Here is a 15,215-nt window from a genome sequence, read left to right as displayed (position 1 = left end):
GCCATGTGCAGCTCGCGTTCTGTGAAAGCGGGATGGACTTCCAGGCCGCTGAAAGACAGCGTCTAACCCGTTGTGTTTTCAGGGATCGCTTCTTTTTTCGGGCGCCTGCGCCCGAAGTGGTGCTTCGTGGTGGCAGACACAATCTGCCCCTGCACAGAGAAGCCTTTTTCCTGAATGAACCGGATGCTTTCCTGCATCGCGGTGTGGGCATCTCCTTATCGATCCTTATTGATGCAACCTTAGTAAGAATGATACTTGTTCCTTCCCTTATGAAAATGATGGGTAACTTAAATTGGTGGGCACCAAAATTCATGAGAAGAGATGACTTTAGTCACTAAGAAATCCAGAACTTTTTAAACACCTTAATTAGTATTAACCTTAAGGTGTTTTTTTATGATTAAGGAGAGGTTTCAACCGTCATTTGCCTTGCCCCCACATAATAAAAACATCTCAAGAACCGTATAATATCTTTATATAACTCATAATGGAAAAGGATTGTTGTTGGGTTAAAGAAAGCGGAGCAGTAACAAGGGCCGACTCACAAACAGGACAGTGACTTTTTTTGTTGCGGCACTGTCCTATTTCTTTATCGCGCAGACGGCGGCAGCATTTCTTCAATTTTTTTCATTTTATGCTCCCAGCATGCCGGACTCAAATCCACTGGATACTGTTCTGGATTGACAGGCCGCTTATATTCATCCCAGAATACAGACAGACTTTGTTCAACATAACGGCGAATGTCTTCAAGCTCCGGCAGTTTATAAAGCAATTTTCCACCTGCAAATATATCTTCGTGTAATTCCCGGGCGGTAAAATTCGTCACAAATTTACTGATGTACGTATGGACCGGGTGAAACATTTTCAGTTTTTCCTCCGCCTGCGGATTTTCGTCCTCAAGTGCGATGTAATCTCCTTCTGCTTTGCCATTAGCATTATTTATGATCCGGTATACTTTCTTTTTGCCCGGTGTTGTCACTTTCTCCGGATTTCCGGAAATTTTAATCGTGTCGACCATTTCCCCACGCTCATTTTCAATTGACACCAGCTTAAACACCGCTCCAAGTGCGGGCTGGTCGAACGCTGTAATCAGCTTCGTCCCGATGCCCCAGCTGTCAATTTTCGCCCCCTGAGCGTTTAAACTCATGATGGTTTCTTCATCCAAATCATTGGAGGCGATAATTTTAGCATCGGGGAATCCTTCTTCGTCCAGCATCCTACGTGCATTTTTTGACAAATAGGCAAGATCTCCGCTGTCGAGACGAATACCTTTAAAATTAATTTTATCGCCAAATTCTTTCGCGACGCGGATCGCATTTGGCACACCGGATCGCAGTGTGTCATACGTATCGACAAGAAATACACAATCTTTATGCGTTTCGGCATATTTGGAAAACGCCGTATATTCGTCTTGGTACGCCTGCACCATGGCATGTGCATGTGTACCGGAAATCGGAATGCCAAATAACTTTCCGGCGCGGACGTTGCTCGTGCCCGCAAAACCGGTTATATAAGCAGCACGGGCTCCCCAAATAGCTGCTTCTGTTTCATGAGCCCGCCGTGTTCCAAACTCGAACGCTGTCCCGCGGCCGGCAACCTGCACCATACGCGATGCTTTTGTCGCAATCAATGTTTGATAATTGATCACATTCAATAAAAGCGTTTCAAGCAGCTGCGCCTGAGCAAGAGGGGCTTCAATCCGCATTAACGGCTCGTTTCCAAAAACGATTTCCCCTTCACGCACGGAGCGGATTGTACCCGTAAAAGCCATGTTTTTTAGAAATGTAAGATAGTCTTCCTGATAACCTGTTTCACGTAAATAATTGATATCACTTTCGGTAAACCCGAATCGCTCCACTAGGGAGATGACCCGTTCCAAGCCGGCAAATACACCATAGCCATTTCCAAACGGCAATTTACGAAAATAAATATCGAATACTGCATTTCGCTCATGAATGTCATCTCGCCAGTACGTTTCCGCCATATTAATTTGATATAAATCAGTATGCAGCATAAAGCTGTCATCGCTATATTGATTCATTCCAGAGAGCCTCCTTTTTTCGCTCCCAGCGTATTTGAAAAGTGACCAAGCGCCCAATGATGGCCTGCTTCATTAAAAGAAGCTACCGCGTTTTCATGAATGACAATATCATAGCCTTTGTTATACGCATCGACGGCGGTATGCAAAATGCAGATATCTGTACAAACACCGGCGAGATGCACCTCTTTAATACCACGCACACGAAGTTTCATATCAAGATCCGTCCCGGCAAAAGCAGAATAGCGTGTTTTATCCATATAATACACATTGGCGCGGTCTTTATGCTGCTCATACACGCCCTGCAGCTTTCCGTACAAATCGCGTCCTTTTGTACCGCGAATATTATGCGGGGGAAATAGTTTCGTTTCCGGGTGAAATAGATCATTTTCATCATGTACATCAATCACAAACACCACGTACTCTCCATTTTCAATAAACTGCTCCGTCAGCCGGACAATTTCTCCTTCGAGCGCCTGCCCCGGCTCCCCGCACGTTAATTTCCCATCATCTGCGACAAAATCATATGTGTAGTCAATATTTAAAAGTGCTTTTTTCATATCGAAATCTACCCCTTTGTGTTGTTATCCGTAAATCGAATCCACAACGTCCTTTTCGGCGCTTTTACATAAAAACGAGTCAGATGCGATTTTCGGGTCATCTATAACCGTTAAGAGATCCGGCTGCAATTCGGATAATATAAATGCTGCTAATTATCAATTTTATAATGACTAAGCGTAAATAGAAATGTAAAAGTAAGCAAGTATAAATAAAAAAGCCGGCTTCACTCAGCCGGTGTGCAGCTATTATTATTTGTATTCCCTGTCGAAAAATTCGTCAAACGGCTCCATATCCACTTCTTCTCCGCTTGCTTTTAATGCCGCATCCGCAGCAAGCACTTCCACTGTACAAAGCAATAGCAGTACGAGAATTCCCAGCATTTATTGCCACCCCTTTAATCATTTTTTACAATGTAAAGTATGAAACGCATTTCAGAGCAAGCATTTTTTCAAAAATGAGGGATGAAGATGGGAAATATTCATGATATCGCCCGGATCGCCGGTGTATCTGCCGCAACGGTTTCTCGTGTATTAAATGACCATCCGTATGTAAGTGCGGAAAAAAGAAAGGCCGTATTAGATGCTGCCGAACAGCTTCACTATGAAAAAAATATTAACGCCGTTCATTTGGCACGCGGCAAAACAGACATTATTGGTGTTATTTTACCGTTTGCCAGTCACCCTTATTTCGGAAGCATTTTAAGCGGCATTGCATCTGCAGCTGAAAAAAATGGATTCAAATTAATGATTGCGCAGACGAATTATGATGTTAATCAAGAAATAGATGCACTGAATATGCTGAAATTAAAACAAGTAGACGGCCTGATCATCACGTCAAGGGAGTGTCCTATCGATGTCGTGAAGGATTACAGCACATTCGGAAATGTTGTCGTCTGTGAATCGTGGTCCGGTCATCAAATGTCCTCTGTTTTTGTTAATCAATATGAGGCATTTAAAGAAGCACTCCATTATTTTCTTCAAAAAGGACATGCTAAAATCGGCTACTCGGTTTTGCGAATGGATGGAAAAAGCAGTACAGCAAGAAGAAAAGCATATGAAGAGGTGTTTGGTTTCGTTCGGAAAGATTGGATTTTTGACCGCGCGCTGACAATCGAAGACGGTACCCGTCTTGCCGGAGAATGGGCAAATCTCGACGATCGCCCGACCGCCATGCTGATTACAAATGACTTTGTCGCCGCCGGCTTTATATTGGAATGCAGACGATTAGGCTTTACTGTCCCGGGCGATGTGTCCGTTATCGGATTCGACAACCATCCCATTTCCGCTCCGCTCGGCATCACGACCGTTGATCTTCCACTCCATGAGCTCGGCAAAATTGCCTTCGAACAGGCGATTGCAGCTGGAAACAGATCTCATCAAGAAGTGCCATTTACAATTGTGGAACGGGAAAGTGTGTGATTTTAAGTCAATCCGTTAAATGCGGACATCAGCTTGCAGACATGGCCATTTCCCATTAAACATAACAAAAACTGCCGGAACCCTTCCGGCAGCCTTTGTTATTTTCTATTAAATTCAGCAGGAACAGGACCCGTACGTTCGCCGCTGTCGAGTGCTGTAATTTGATCCATTTCTTCCTGAGTTAACTCAAAATCAAAAACATCGAAGTTTTCTTCAATGCGTGACGGTGTAACGGATTTCGGAATCACAATGGAGTCGTTTTGCAAATGCCAGCGAAGAATAACCTGCGCCGGTGTTTTGCCGTGCTTTTCAGCGATTGCTTTTACTACTGCATTTCCAAGGACGATTCCTCCGGACATAAGAGGGCTCCACGCTTCAATGTAAATATCGTGCTCTTTGCAAAATGCTTTCAATTCTTTTTGAACAAGATGCGGATGGCATTCAATCTGATTCAATACAGGTTTCACATCGCACTCATCTAATAAACGCTGCAAGTGATCGATGTCAAAATTACACACGCCGATCGCTTTTACACGCCCGTCCTCATACAGCTTTTCAAGCGCTTTGTACGTATCGACGTATAAATCGTCCGATGGAACAGGCCAATGAATTAAATACAAATCGACATATTCAAGGCCAAGCTTCTCTAAGCTTTCATCAAAAGCTTTTAACGTTTTGTCATAGCCTTGCTCGCTGTTCCACACTTTGGTCGTTATGAAAAGTTCTTCACGCGGAATGCCGCTTTCTTTAATCGCTTTGCCGACACCGCGCTCGTTGCCGTAAACGGCAGCCGTATCAATGGAGCGATAGCCTGTTTGAAGAGCTTTTAACACTGCCGGCGCCGCTTCCTCATCCTTTACCTGCCAGACACCAAAACCAAGCTGAGGCATTTCAAGTCCATTATTTAACGTCACAAATTGCATACTCCCGCTTCCCTTCCAATGTTTAGTTCACGTGGAAAGTATAGCATAGGACCCATTTTCATTTCCTTTATGACGACTTACAAACTTATCCATGAACCCCAAAACCCTGCAGCACATGTGACGAGCACATAAAAAATGGCTTTTTTTCTTTCCATCCTATCCGCTTCCATCATCCATGTTGAAAAAGTGGTAAACGCGCCGAGAAAGCCCGTCCCGCATAAAAGCAGCCAGTCCCCTTCTATTCCATATCCGATCAGCAGCCCGAGTAAAAACGCCCCCATCACATTCACACACAATGTTCCAAATGGAAATGCTGTTTTATTTAATTGATTTCCAATCCAAAATCGGGCCACCGCGCCAAAAAAACCGCCAATTGCCACAAAGATCATTGCCCGCGCCGCCTTTCACTGCCAAGCCGCACAAAGACCATCCCGCCTGTAATACTTAAAAAAACATAAAGAAATGCTTCGAATGCAGCACCAGATTCAAACAGAGTCATCGTTTCCACACTAAAAGCAGAAAACGTGGTAAAGGAGCCAATCACACCTGTTGTGACCGCCTTTTGCACATCCGTCGATACGTTACCGCTCAATTTAACGCTTGAAAAAGGCAGCAAAAAACAGCCGATATAATTGGCCAGCAGTGTCGCCAGCGGAAATGAGCCGTTCCACCATAAGGCAGTTCCGATACTCAATCCATATCGCATCACGGCACCAATCATACCCCCTATGCCAACGAGTATATAAATGTTCAATTGAACCCTTCTTTCTCTTCATCGTTTCTTTTATCATTATTTCCGATAGCGATTTTGTCAAGAAGCGGCGATAATAAGGGAAAAGGAGGAATACATATGGCCATTTCAAAACTGGAGCACGTCGGGATTCAGGTGAAAGATCTGGACACAGCCATCGACTTTTACACAAAAGTCCTCGACCTTGAGCTTCTAGAAAAACAGGGGCATCCCGATCCAAACATAAAACTGGCGTTTCTTGGTTTCAAAACAACGAACGAAACACTTGTGGAACTGATCGAAGGCTATAACCCGGATCTCCCGGCAGAGGGAAAAGTACATCACATCGCTTTCACAGTCGATGATATTGAAAGTGAATTAGAACGCATCAAACAGCATAACGTCACATTTATCGATCAAGACATTACGACACTCCCCAGCGGCTCAAAGTATATTTTCTTCCACGGACCGGACGGCGAGTGGATTGAGTTGTTTCAGCATTCATAAAAAGAAGGCATATAAAAAAAGCGGGTAATGAACAGCCCGCTCTTTTTGATTTTATCCACTTCTTTTTTTGCTTTCTTTTACTCCTTTCATCATCCATTCATTCTCAGATGTATTTTTCTCTCTTTTTCTCAATAAAAGCCAAATCACTAAACTTAAACTGAAAGCAAGCAGTTCCAGTGACACGATGTACCACGGGTGCGGTCCCAGCAGATCAAGGAGACTGGCACTTTCAGGCTTATGGCTCAAAAATAAATAATTTCCGCCGGTAAACTTATTCACAATCATCACGAATGGCATAAGAACATTTAAAAAAATCATTGTTTTGAAGACGGAATCAATCGTCGGCCTGAAGCCTTTCACCCATGTAAAATAAAGAGGGATACAAAAAACGAGAAGATGCACCGCAAAAAAATGAAAAAAACGGAAATGCGGAAAATCATAATGTAAATAGGGCGTAAAAAGCGCCTGTGATGCTCCAAGCAGACCAGTAAATAACAAAATGTCATAGGCATTCTTTTTTCCGCTTATTAATAACACAACCGCCAAATACAGGCTGATGCTGCAAAGCTCAAGCGGAAGTGCGTGACGAATCCGCCAGCTGCCGTTTGTGAACAGCCATATATGATATAAAACCTCAATCGCCAGCAAAAAGACAGCTGTGCCGATTTCAGCCTGCCTAAACCGGGATGAGTTCAGCCGATCCCTGTATATATAAAGACCGCAGACTATGACTGCCAGCAGCACCAGCACGCTAAAATGGCTCACTGAAAACATATTGAAGTCATACTCTTCATAGCTTCTTCCAAACAAGCTCATCGACACACCCCTTTCCATTCGATTGGCGGACCCCCGATATCTATATTAAATGGAAGAATCCCATCCGTATATCCATTTTAATCTATCGATATTTCTTACGGTTCATGACAAAAAAACACCGTTATTCGCAAACGAAAGCGCCTTTTTTTATTCACCATGTTTTTCTTGATCATCGCTTCAGAACCCCCGATAAACCGTACATTTAATTACACCCCAACAAAATCATCCGCCTTTTTAATGTTACTTTTCCTTACATTAATTTAAAAAATGTTCAGAAAACTATTGACTAATCTCTATTTTCAGCATAATGTAAACATATGTTATATTTTATAACACAAAAAAGTTATTAAAAATAACGTTCGGGAGGGTTTTGGAAATGGAAGATATGTTGTATTTAATGAACAGTCTCTGGGTTATGCTTGGTGCCATTTTAGTTATCTTTATGATCGCCGGATTCATTATGCTGGAAGCCGGATCAACCCGCATGAAAAATGCCGGCCACATTGCCGGCAAAACGGTATTCACATTCGGACTTGCCTCTCTTGTTTTCTGGGCCGTCGGTTTTGGCTTTATCTTTGGTGACAATGGAAACTTTTTTGTAGGATTATCGCACTTCTTTTATTCCGGTTATGAACTTGAAGGTATGGGTTTATCATCTACTGTCTTCTTCGTATTCCAAGGTGCATTCGCAGGGATCGCGATTACAATCGCACTTGGCGGTTTCGCGGAACGTGCAAAGTTATCTGTATACGTACTATTTACGATTTTATTCTCCGCACTCGTGTATCCGATTGTCGCTCATTGGATTTGGGGCGGCGGCTGGCTAGCTGAACATGGCAAGCAGGATTTCGCCGGTTCGACTGTTGTCCATTTAACAGGTGCGATGGCTGCCCTTGCCGCAACAATTTTGCTGAAGCCTCGTATCGGCCGCTTCAATAAAGATGGCTCAGCTAACGCCATTCACGGTCATAATCAGGTCTTCACATCACTCGGTGTTCTTATTCTCTGGGTTGGCTGGTTCGGTTTTAATGCAGGAAGCACAGTGTCAGTAGACGGCGGTTTCTTCGGATTCGTTGCTTTGAACACAAACCTTGCAGCTGGGGCTGGTGCCGTTGCCGCATTGATGATTTCATGGGTTGTGCTTGGCAAATCAGATATTCCAACAATTTTAAACGGGGCATTGGCCGGACTTGTTGCGATTACGGCGTCTTGCGCATTTGTTGATACGTGGGCAGCAGTTGTCATCGGTTTGATCGCCGGCGTACTTGTCTTCTACGGTGCAAAATTAATGGAAAAATTGGGTATTGATGATCCCATTTTCGCTCTTTCAGTTCACGGTATCCCTGGTATTTGGGGTACATTGTCTACCGGTTTCTTCGCTACACCGGAACTGGCAACATTCGGTCAGCCTGGTCTATTCTACGGCGGCGGATTCACACAGCTTGGCGTACAGGCAATGGGCGTATTTGTCAGCGGCGCGTTCGCTTTCGCTGCTTCATTCGTGATCCTTTTCGTCATCAAAAAAGCACTTGGCGGACTTCGCGTAACGGAAGAAGAAGAAATTATGGGTCTTGATATTAGTGAACATGGAAGCTACGGCTATCCGGAAGTATTCGCGGACAGCACGCCAAAAAACACTGCAGCAAAAGCATCAACAGAAAATATTGCACGCTAATGATGAAAAAATAAGTAAATGAATGCGCAAAGCGGCTCCGCTTTGCGTATTATTAGTTAAAAAAGGATGTGAACGGTTATGACGACGCGTGCACAAACATACGCGGACATCCGCCACGAAAAGGATTCGATGATGGATCAGCACCTCCATTCAACACAGCGGCTGAATGCATTTCACGATGACATTATGAGGCAAGTGTTTTTAACCGCTTTCCAAAAACATGAAGAGATAAACGGATCTCCCCCCTGTCCATTCACATTATTCTTACTTGGAAGTGCCGGCCGGTTCGAGCAGGGTACGATCAGCGATCAGGATCACGGCATGGTCTATGAACTGAATACGGACCAGGCAGCCGATTATTTCCTTTCGCTCGGCCAAACCTTTTCAGACGGACTAAATGAAGCCGGGTATCCATATTGTGAAGGCAATGTCATGAGCTCAAACCCGGTCTGGTGCCGCTCTCTAGCAGCCTGGAAAAAACAAATTGACAATTGGATCGAAGCGGAAACACTCGATACGATCCGTTCACTCCACATGATTTGTGATGCGCGTGTTCTGTACGGAGAGAAAGCATATATCTCTTCATTAAAAAAGCAAATTTCATCCGCAATGAAAAAAAACCGTTATCTATTAAAGCGTTTTTTTGAAAACATTCAATTTATGAAAAAGTCAGTTGGGCTGTTCGGACAAATTTTTACGGAACAAAACGGACAACATACAGGAGCACTGAATTTAAAACAGTCGGCGTTTTTGCCATACGTGAACGCCATTCGGGTGCTGGCCATTAAAGAAGGCATTGAACCCTCCTCAACCTTAATGCGTATGAAAGCATTGAAACACATACCAGCCCACACTGAAAAGATGGCGGAATATGAAGAAGCATTCCGCACGTTGCTCGATTTCCGGCTTCGCGCACTGAAGAATGCGCCCAATTATGAAAGCTCTCATTACATCAGTATCGATATGCTCGGTCCGGCCCGAAAAAAAGAGCTGCGCCATATTTTAAAAACAGCGGAGTCACTTCATCATTACGTGCAGCGATTTGTAGAAAAAGGATGATAGGATATGGGCTTTAATGATTTTATGAAAAATTTAAGCGGAAACCGGTTTACCGGCCTGCAGGGAGGGCGTCATGATATAGCATTTATGCGCAGCTTACAGCGGGATTTAAGAACGAATCAGTCAACGTCGATCCCGCTTGATGAACTGCAGGTGATTGTCTTTGATTTGGAGACAACCGGTTTTTATCCGGACAAAGGCGACCAAATCTTATCAATCGGGGCCGTTAAAGTAGCGGGCAGCCGTGTGGAAGATGAATATTATTCACCGGTCCGCTATGAACAACCACTTTCCCCTGCTATAAAAGAACTGACCGGCCTTACAGAAGTAGAATTAAAAGATGCACCGGAAACTGCTGCTGTGCTGGAGCAATTTTTTAAATTCAGCGGGACTTCCCCTCTCGTTGCCCATCACGCCAGCCATGAAAAAGCATTTATGCAGCATGCGAGCCGGAAATATTTCCGTACTCCTTTTTCCCACCGGCTCATTGACACGTCCTTCATGTACCGCATTGCCGAACCGGACAATCCGTACGTCCGGCTGGAAGATTGCTGCGAACATAACCAAATTCCCGTCACCGGGCGGCATCATGCACTTGGCGATGCCCGGCTCACCGCAGCACTATGGTCTGTCTATATTCAAAAATTAAAAAATATGGGGATCAGCACCCTTTCACAAGTGTATGAAAGACTGGCTGCGATTCGTTAAACACAGTGCATCTTTATCATTACTGCCTTATCAAAACTTCCTTATTGCGTTCATGCCACTCAGCAGCTCCGGGCCAGATTAATATTCTTCATACAAAAAAGCTGTTCAGCGCGCTGAACAGCTTTTTTTATACAGCATTACCGGGTATGGCAATGTATTTTTTTACGCGCCGGTTCACCATAGAAATAATCCGCCCCAGTACAAAAGCGATAATGACGGTTCCAATGCCCACCGGTCCGCCAAGTAAAAAACCGAGCGCGACTCCGGACAGCTCAATGATGGCTCTTGCTGTACTGAAACTCCAGCCGAACGCATTATGAAGAGCGATCATTAGACCATCAAGCGGCGTTTTCGGCAGTCTCGCTTCTACATAAATACCAATGCCAGTCCCCACTGCACAAACGCCTAAAGCAAACGTCGTCCATTGCATGGCCGGGGATGAGGTAAATTCAATATCTTTTAAAATAATGTAATACCAGAGATCCAGAAACCAGCTTCGAATGATAATGGCCAAAATCGATTCAAACTGAAACCGTGCCCGTTCGACCAGTGCCGTAATGATAACGACACATGCCTGCGCAATAATCGACCATAGGCCGATCGTCAAGCCGAAGTGAAGTTTGAGCCCGACAGCTACGGAATCCCATGGACCTGCTCCCGCTTGCGTATGAACGATCAGCGCAATGCCGAGTGCCGTAATGAACAATCCAACAAAATAAACCACGAGTCGTTTCCCCATCATTGATTATCCTTTCCGGCGGCACAAGAAAAAATATGCAGTGTCAGCAGCAAGCTGATCCGATAACGAACGAAGCAGCACCATCCATAAACGCTCTTTCTTAAACAAACCCCCCGCAAATTTACCCGCCAATCTATATACTTATGATTTTATATAATACCACTGTTACTTGCCATTGTAAGTATAATTTCAGCAGGAACCGCTTCCTTCTGCGGGAAAGCTGTCACGTATTTTATCTGTACAAAAACAGACTGACGAAATACACCTGTCAGTCTGTTCGAAATATTTGTCCGTAATCTGTCGCTTCCATCAATGCTTTCTCTTCGACAGAAATCCGAATGACAAGCACGATTCCATTCAGCAGTGAAAAGATTAATGCCGTATAATACGCCTGAAACAAAAGCGGCAATATTAGAATCTCAGTGGCGACAACGAGATAATTCGGATGCCGGATCCATCTGTATGGACCCCGTCTTACCACATTCGCTCCCGGCAAAATGAGAATTTTCGTATTCCAGAAACGGCCAAGCGAAACTAAACTCCATACTCTCCCCGCCTGTGCGAGTATGAACAAAGAAAGTAAAATCGGCCACCACGGGCTTAATGACCTTTCGATTATAATAACTTCAGCGGCCAAGCTGATGAAAAACCCGATATGTAAAGCAACAATCAGCGGATAATGTTCGGCTCCGGCTTCATATGCGCCCTGTCTGCGCATCCACTTCTCATTGCGCTGTGCAATAAAAAGTTCCACAAGCCGCTGACTGCAGACTACTATGATCACAATAAGAAACAGCCTCACGCTTCCACCCCCCATTTCAACAGCAGCAGCTCCCCGCAAAATCCAGGACCAAGCGCCGCCATTAAGCCGTAGTCTCCATGTTTGACTTTATCTAACATAAACCGCTCCAAAACATATAAGACGGTTGGTGAAGACATATTCCCGAATTCAGATAAAACCGTTCTTGCATGCTTTGTTTTATCTTTTGCCAATTGGAGTGTGTCTTCATACGCATCAAGTACTTTTTTACCGCCTGGATGGGCGACAAAATGGGCGATCTCCTTTATGGAAAGGTGCGAGGTTTGTAAAAATCCTTCCACAAATCCGCCGAGCCAGCTGCGGACAATAGACGGAATATCACGAGAAAACACCACATGCAGACCATTGTCTTTCAAATCCCAGCCCATCACGTTTTCAGAGTCAGGGAGCAGCTTTGATTTTGTCTTCAAAATGGAAGGCGTGAGCCGTTTCGTCCGTATATTCGCTTTGTCACCCGCGACCAGCGCGCACGCCACCCCATCAGCGAACAACGACGTACCAATTAAATTGCTTTTCGAGCGATCGTTTCGTTGAAAGGTTAAGCTGCATAATTCAACGGAGAGAACAAGCACTTTCGCTTTCGGAAATGCTACGCAATATTCATAAGCGCGGCTAATACCTGCCGCCCCGCCGGCACAGCCTAATCCCCAGATCGGTATGCGCTTCGTATCCAATGAAAAGGGCAGCCGGTTCATGATTCTTGCTTCGATCCCGGGTGTCGCCATACCGGAACTGGAAATAAAAAAGATCGCATCAATTTCTTCATAGCCAACCTGCTGCTGTAAAAACCAATCGTTATTTAGACAGCGGGCAGCTGCTTTTGCACCGTATTCTGTCGCAAGCTCAATATACAAATCATTCCGTTCCTGCAGGCTGTGATCACGCTCAAACCATGGGAGCGGCATCGAAAAATGACGTTTTTTAATCTGTCCATTTTGAAAAACAGCAAGCAGGCGTCCGATATCGTGAAAGTCATCTTGAAACAGTTCGCGGGCAAATTCTGTTGTCTCTTCCTGCGTTAATTCATACGGCGGGTGAACCGTGCTCACGGATACTATTTTAGGCATATGAAATCCCACTTTTCGTTTTTCTAACAGTATGCCCTGTTTCGCTCCGATCATCCTACCATAGCATGAACAACATGAATGAGTATTAAAAAAACACCAGTACCCGATTCACTTGAAAATCTGGTACTGGTGCAAAACATTAAATCTTAAACTGATCAACAAGTTCTTTCAATTCCTCGGCCGTTCGTGCTATGGCTTTAATAGAGGATGCGATTTCTTCCATTGATGCGAGCTGTTCTTCTGTTGCAGCAGATACTTCTCCTGTGCTCGTCTTGTTTTCTTCAGCTGTTAAAGCAATAATGTCTGCTGTTGCTTTAAACATTGTCACATTATCGGTAATATGCTGCATCGCTGCGGACATTTCTTTGATTTGAGGGGCCATTTCACTTGTCCGTTTCATAATTTCCGCAAATTTCTCGGCTGTTTCTTCCGATGTCTTTAAACCGACTTCTGCATTTTCTGACACTTTGCCCATAATACCGACGGACTCCTGTGAATCGTTTTGCACCCCTTCAATTAAGACTGCAATTTGTTTTGAGGACTGCTGCGACTGCTCTGCAAGTTTCCGGACTTCTTCTGCCACAACAGCAAAACCTTTCCCATGCTCACCTGCTCTGGCGGCTTCAATGGATGCATTCAGTGCAAGTAAATTCGTTTGGTCCGCAATGCCGCTGATGATCGTTAAAATGTTTCCGATTTCTTCTGACCGCTCTGATAATGATTGAATAACTTGATTCGATTCAGACACCGATTCATAAATAAACTGCATCTGCCGGACGTTCTTTTTAATGGAATGAACGCCTTCTTCCGCTGCTTTTGACGTATCATCGGAAAGGTTTTTAAGGACTGTTGAGCTGCTATTAATACTTGTCACACCATGCTGAATTTGATCGAGTAATACCGCATTTTCCTGTATTTTCATCGATGAACTTTCCGTTCCGCCCGCAATTTGCTGAATCGCAGACGAGACATGCTCAGCAGCCTGTGTCGTTTGATTGGCACTCGCCGTTAACTGTTCCGATGATGATGCTAAATAATGAGATGAATCGTTTATTTTTGACATCAAATTTTTTAACGTGACAGAAAAATGATTAAACGATTCAGCCAGCTCCCAAAATTCATCTTTCTTTTTCAAGCTGATTTGTTTCGTCAAATCACCATCCCCTTCTGCAATGTCTTTCAGCTGCTCATTAAACAAGCGGAGTGGTTTCAAAATGGATGAAATAATGATATACGCCAAAATGACGCCAAAGCCGGATGAAAAGAGAACGAGCGCCGCCAAAATATATGTATTACGCTGCAGTAAATAATCCAGCCTTTGCTGATCACCGGCAATTTCATTCTCAATATCCTTAATAAAACTGTCGATTGCCGGGTCCAGCTCCTCTTTTCGAATTGTTCTTTCCTCTTCAAAATGAAGAGAGAGTGCCATTTCTCTTTGATCTGCCTGTGCATTTACAACCTGCTCGCTGATGGTCCAGTATTGCTCAAAATGCTCTTTAATCGTTTCGATCTTTTGTTTTTCCTCGCTCCCGACTGAAAGGGACATAGCCGTATTGAATGAGTCATCAATGTCTAGTCTTTTCTCCGCCATTCCTTCAGGGAATTGAGGATCACCATTGATGAGAAATGCCCGCTCATCATTTGAAATACCCGCAAGGCGGTATTGAATATGCTTTAAAGCCTGTAGCAGCTGCGTGTCTTCGTGTATCTCATCTGTCTGCCGGTCTTTATCTTTAAACACATAAATAGAAAAAATACCCGTTGAGGCCATCGCCGCTACAAGAACGGCTACCAAGCTGATTAACTTCACCTTTATTTTCATCGTTTCCTCCATCAATATGATTTACTACTATTATACTAATCATGAAGTCATATCCACGTCAATTTTCCAATCATTTCTCCAGGCCTCTTTCAGCTAAAAAAAGCATTGCCAAAAAAGGAATTTCCCTTCCAACAACGCTTTTTATTCGGGTAGAGCAAAAAAACTACGCTATATTTTCGCTGGCTGATGTAAAATTAAATAGGGGTAAATAACCTCAAAAAAAAGAACAGCGTATGCTGTTCTTTTCGCTTGCCTGGCGGCGTCCGGCTCTCACAGGGGGAAACCCCCAAGTACCATCGGCGCTGAACAGATTAACTGCCGTGTGCGGGAGG

At 44.2% G+C, this 15,215-nt stretch carries 17 protein-coding genes and 1 rRNA gene; 6 read left to right on the top strand and 12 right to left on the bottom strand.

Annotated features, from left to right (window positions below; all coding sequences use genetic code 11):
* A partial coding sequence (locus tag BTO30_RS16780) for a hypothetical protein (protein ID WP_143331880.1) occupies positions 1 to 338 on the top strand: 338 nt, incomplete at its 5' end.
* Positions 339 to 586: 248 nt separating this feature from the next.
* On the opposite strand, the gene BTO30_RS00230 is transcribed toward BTO30_RS16780, so the two are convergent.
* The 3 genes from BTO30_RS00230 to BTO30_RS17790 all read right to left on the bottom strand — a co-directional run bounded on the left by BTO30_RS00230 (position 587) and on the right by BTO30_RS17790 (position 2,976).
* The gene (locus BTO30_RS00230) at positions 587 to 2,038 is read right to left on the bottom strand and encodes a nicotinate phosphoribosyltransferase (RefSeq protein ID WP_075396711.1); all 1,452 of its coding nucleotides are present in this window, start codon (positions 2,036 to 2,038) and stop codon (positions 587 to 589) included.
* Positions 2,035 to 2,595, bottom strand: a complete 561-nt coding sequence (locus BTO30_RS00225; protein WP_075396710.1) for a cysteine hydrolase family protein — start codon at positions 2,593 to 2,595, stop codon at positions 2,035 to 2,037. Before BTO30_RS00225 ends, BTO30_RS00230 begins: the two co-directional genes overlap by 4 nt.
* Before the next feature lie 249 nt (positions 2,596 to 2,844).
* On the bottom strand, positions 2,845 to 2,976 hold the full coding sequence (locus tag BTO30_RS17790) for a hypothetical protein (protein WP_281248563.1): 132 nt from the start codon (positions 2,974 to 2,976) through the stop codon (positions 2,845 to 2,847).
* An 87-nt stretch (positions 2,977 to 3,063) separates the two neighbouring features.
* Here BTO30_RS17790 and BTO30_RS00220 point away from each other — a divergent pair, with 87 nt between their 5' ends.
* Positions 3,064 to 4,014, top strand: a complete 951-nt coding sequence (locus BTO30_RS00220; RefSeq protein WP_075396709.1) for a LacI family DNA-binding transcriptional regulator — start codon at positions 3,064 to 3,066, stop codon at positions 4,012 to 4,014.
* Positions 4,015 to 4,112: 98 nt separating this feature from the next.
* On the opposite strand, the gene BTO30_RS00215 is transcribed toward BTO30_RS00220, so the two are convergent.
* The 3 genes from BTO30_RS00215 to crcB form a co-directional block, all read right to left on the bottom strand.
* Positions 4,113 to 4,937 (bottom strand): aldo/keto reductase, encoded by an 825-nt coding sequence (locus BTO30_RS00215; RefSeq protein ID WP_075396708.1) that lies wholly within the window; start codon positions 4,935 to 4,937, stop codon positions 4,113 to 4,115.
* Positions 4,938 to 5,014: 77 nt separating this feature from the next.
* Positions 5,015 to 5,326 carry a fluoride efflux transporter FluC gene (locus BTO30_RS00210; protein WP_075396707.1) on the bottom strand — a complete coding sequence of 104 codons (312 nt, stop codon included), beginning with the start codon at positions 5,324 to 5,326 and terminating at the stop codon, positions 5,015 to 5,017.
* Complete coding sequence (gene crcB, locus BTO30_RS00205) at positions 5,323 to 5,691, bottom strand: fluoride efflux transporter CrcB (protein WP_143331879.1); 369 nt, start codon at positions 5,689 to 5,691, stop codon at positions 5,323 to 5,325. Before crcB ends, BTO30_RS00210 begins: the two co-directional genes overlap by 4 nt.
* Positions 5,692 to 5,787: 96 nt before the next feature.
* Between crcB and BTO30_RS00200 the strand changes: the two genes are divergently transcribed.
* Positions 5,788 to 6,174, top strand: coding sequence for a VOC family protein (locus BTO30_RS00200; protein ID WP_075396705.1), 387 nt, complete (start codon positions 5,788 to 5,790; stop codon positions 6,172 to 6,174).
* A gap of 51 nt (positions 6,175 to 6,225) precedes the next feature.
* Here BTO30_RS00200 and BTO30_RS00195 read toward each other — a convergent pair whose 3' ends face one another.
* A complete protein-coding gene (locus BTO30_RS00195; protein WP_075396704.1) occupies positions 6,226 to 6,990 on the bottom strand; it encodes a YwaF family protein in 765 nt (254 codons plus the stop codon).
* 376 nt (positions 6,991 to 7,366) lie between these two features.
* Between BTO30_RS00195 and BTO30_RS00190 the strand changes: the two genes are divergently transcribed.
* From BTO30_RS00190 to BTO30_RS00180, 3 genes are all read left to right on the top strand, one after another.
* Positions 7,367 to 8,665, top strand: coding sequence for an ammonium transporter (locus BTO30_RS00190; protein ID WP_075396703.1), 1,299 nt, complete (start codon positions 7,367 to 7,369; stop codon positions 8,663 to 8,665).
* A 78-nt stretch (positions 8,666 to 8,743) separates the two neighbouring features.
* Positions 8,744 to 9,724, top strand: coding sequence for a DUF294 nucleotidyltransferase-like domain-containing protein (locus BTO30_RS00185; protein WP_075396702.1), 981 nt, complete (start codon positions 8,744 to 8,746; stop codon positions 9,722 to 9,724).
* 6 nt (positions 9,725 to 9,730) lie between these two features.
* Positions 9,731 to 10,432, top strand: coding sequence for an exonuclease domain-containing protein (locus BTO30_RS00180; RefSeq protein WP_075396701.1), 702 nt, complete (start codon positions 9,731 to 9,733; stop codon positions 10,430 to 10,432).
* Between the two features lie 127 nt (positions 10,433 to 10,559).
* On the opposite strand, the gene BTO30_RS00175 is transcribed toward BTO30_RS00180, so the two are convergent.
* The 5 genes from BTO30_RS00175 to rrf form a co-directional block, all read right to left on the bottom strand.
* Entirely contained in the window at positions 10,560 to 11,171 is a 612-nt protein-coding gene (locus tag BTO30_RS00175) for a YczE/YyaS/YitT family protein (protein WP_075396700.1), read from the bottom strand.
* A gap of 268 nt (positions 11,172 to 11,439) precedes the next feature.
* Positions 11,440 to 11,988, bottom strand: a complete 549-nt coding sequence (locus BTO30_RS00170) for an isoprenylcysteine carboxyl methyltransferase family protein (protein WP_075396699.1) — start codon at positions 11,986 to 11,988, stop codon at positions 11,440 to 11,442.
* Entirely contained in the window at positions 11,970 to 13,058 is a 1,089-nt protein-coding gene (locus BTO30_RS00165) for a type III polyketide synthase (RefSeq protein ID WP_075396698.1), read from the bottom strand. The genes BTO30_RS00170 and BTO30_RS00165 overlap by 19 nt, the downstream gene beginning before the upstream one ends.
* 139 nt (positions 13,059 to 13,197) lie before the next feature.
* Positions 13,198 to 14,883: a methyl-accepting chemotaxis protein gene (locus BTO30_RS00160; protein ID WP_075396697.1), complete on the bottom strand. Its 1,686-nt coding sequence runs from the start codon at positions 14,881 to 14,883 to the stop codon at positions 13,198 to 13,200.
* Between the two features lie 251 nt (positions 14,884 to 15,134).
* Positions 15,135 to 15,215 (bottom strand): 5S ribosomal RNA (rrf, locus tag BTO30_RS17965); the annotation flags it as partial.

Source organism: Domibacillus antri, from assembly GCF_001936625.1.
Taxonomy (GTDB): domain Bacteria; phylum Bacillota; class Bacilli; order Bacillales; family Domibacillaceae; genus Domibacillus; species Domibacillus antri.
Note: the sequence above shows the minus strand (reverse complement) of the source record. Positions and strands in the feature narration are given on the sequence as shown.

What these genes read in the sequence shown, in the direction of transcription:
- BTO30_RS17790 (WP_281248563.1), bottom strand. Translation starts at nt 2,976, where the DNA reads ATGCTGGGAATTCTCGTACTGCTATTGCTTTGTACAGTGGAAGTGCTT.
- BTO30_RS00180 (WP_075396701.1), top strand. Translation starts at nt 9,731, where the DNA reads ATGGGCTTTAATGATTTTATGAAAAATTTAAGCGGAAACCGGTTTACC.
- BTO30_RS00230 (WP_075396711.1), bottom strand. Translation starts at nt 2,038, where the DNA reads ATGAATCAATATAGCGATGACAGCTTTATGCTGCATACTGATTTATAT.
- BTO30_RS00195 (WP_075396704.1), bottom strand. Translation starts at nt 6,990, where the DNA reads ATGAGCTTGTTTGGAAGAAGCTATGAAGAGTATGACTTCAATATGTTT.
- BTO30_RS00225 (WP_075396710.1), bottom strand. Translation starts at nt 2,595, where the DNA reads ATGAAAAAAGCACTTTTAAATATTGACTACACATATGATTTTGTCGCA.
- BTO30_RS00190 (WP_075396703.1), top strand. Translation starts at nt 7,367, where the DNA reads ATGGAAGATATGTTGTATTTAATGAACAGTCTCTGGGTTATGCTTGGT.
- BTO30_RS00170 (WP_075396699.1), bottom strand. Translation starts at nt 11,988, where the DNA reads ATGGGGGGTGGAAGCGTGAGGCTGTTTCTTATTGTGATCATAGTAGTC.
- BTO30_RS00185 (WP_075396702.1), top strand. Translation starts at nt 8,744, where the DNA reads ATGACGACGCGTGCACAAACATACGCGGACATCCGCCACGAAAAGGAT.
- BTO30_RS00165 (WP_075396698.1), bottom strand. Translation starts at nt 13,058, where the DNA reads ATGCCTAAAATAGTATCCGTGAGCACGGTTCACCCGCCGTATGAATTA.
- BTO30_RS00160 (WP_075396697.1), bottom strand. Translation starts at nt 14,883, where the DNA reads ATGAAAATAAAGGTGAAGTTAATCAGCTTGGTAGCCGTTCTTGTAGCG.
- BTO30_RS00200 (WP_075396705.1), top strand. Translation starts at nt 5,788, where the DNA reads ATGGCCATTTCAAAACTGGAGCACGTCGGGATTCAGGTGAAAGATCTG.
- BTO30_RS00175 (WP_075396700.1), bottom strand. Translation starts at nt 11,171, where the DNA reads ATGGGGAAACGACTCGTGGTTTATTTTGTTGGATTGTTCATTACGGCA.
- BTO30_RS00210 (WP_075396707.1), bottom strand. Translation starts at nt 5,326, where the DNA reads ATGATCTTTGTGGCAATTGGCGGTTTTTTTGGCGCGGTGGCCCGATTT.
- BTO30_RS00215 (WP_075396708.1), bottom strand. Translation starts at nt 4,937, where the DNA reads ATGCAATTTGTGACGTTAAATAATGGACTTGAAATGCCTCAGCTTGGT.
- BTO30_RS00220 (WP_075396709.1), top strand. Translation starts at nt 3,064, where the DNA reads ATGGGAAATATTCATGATATCGCCCGGATCGCCGGTGTATCTGCCGCA.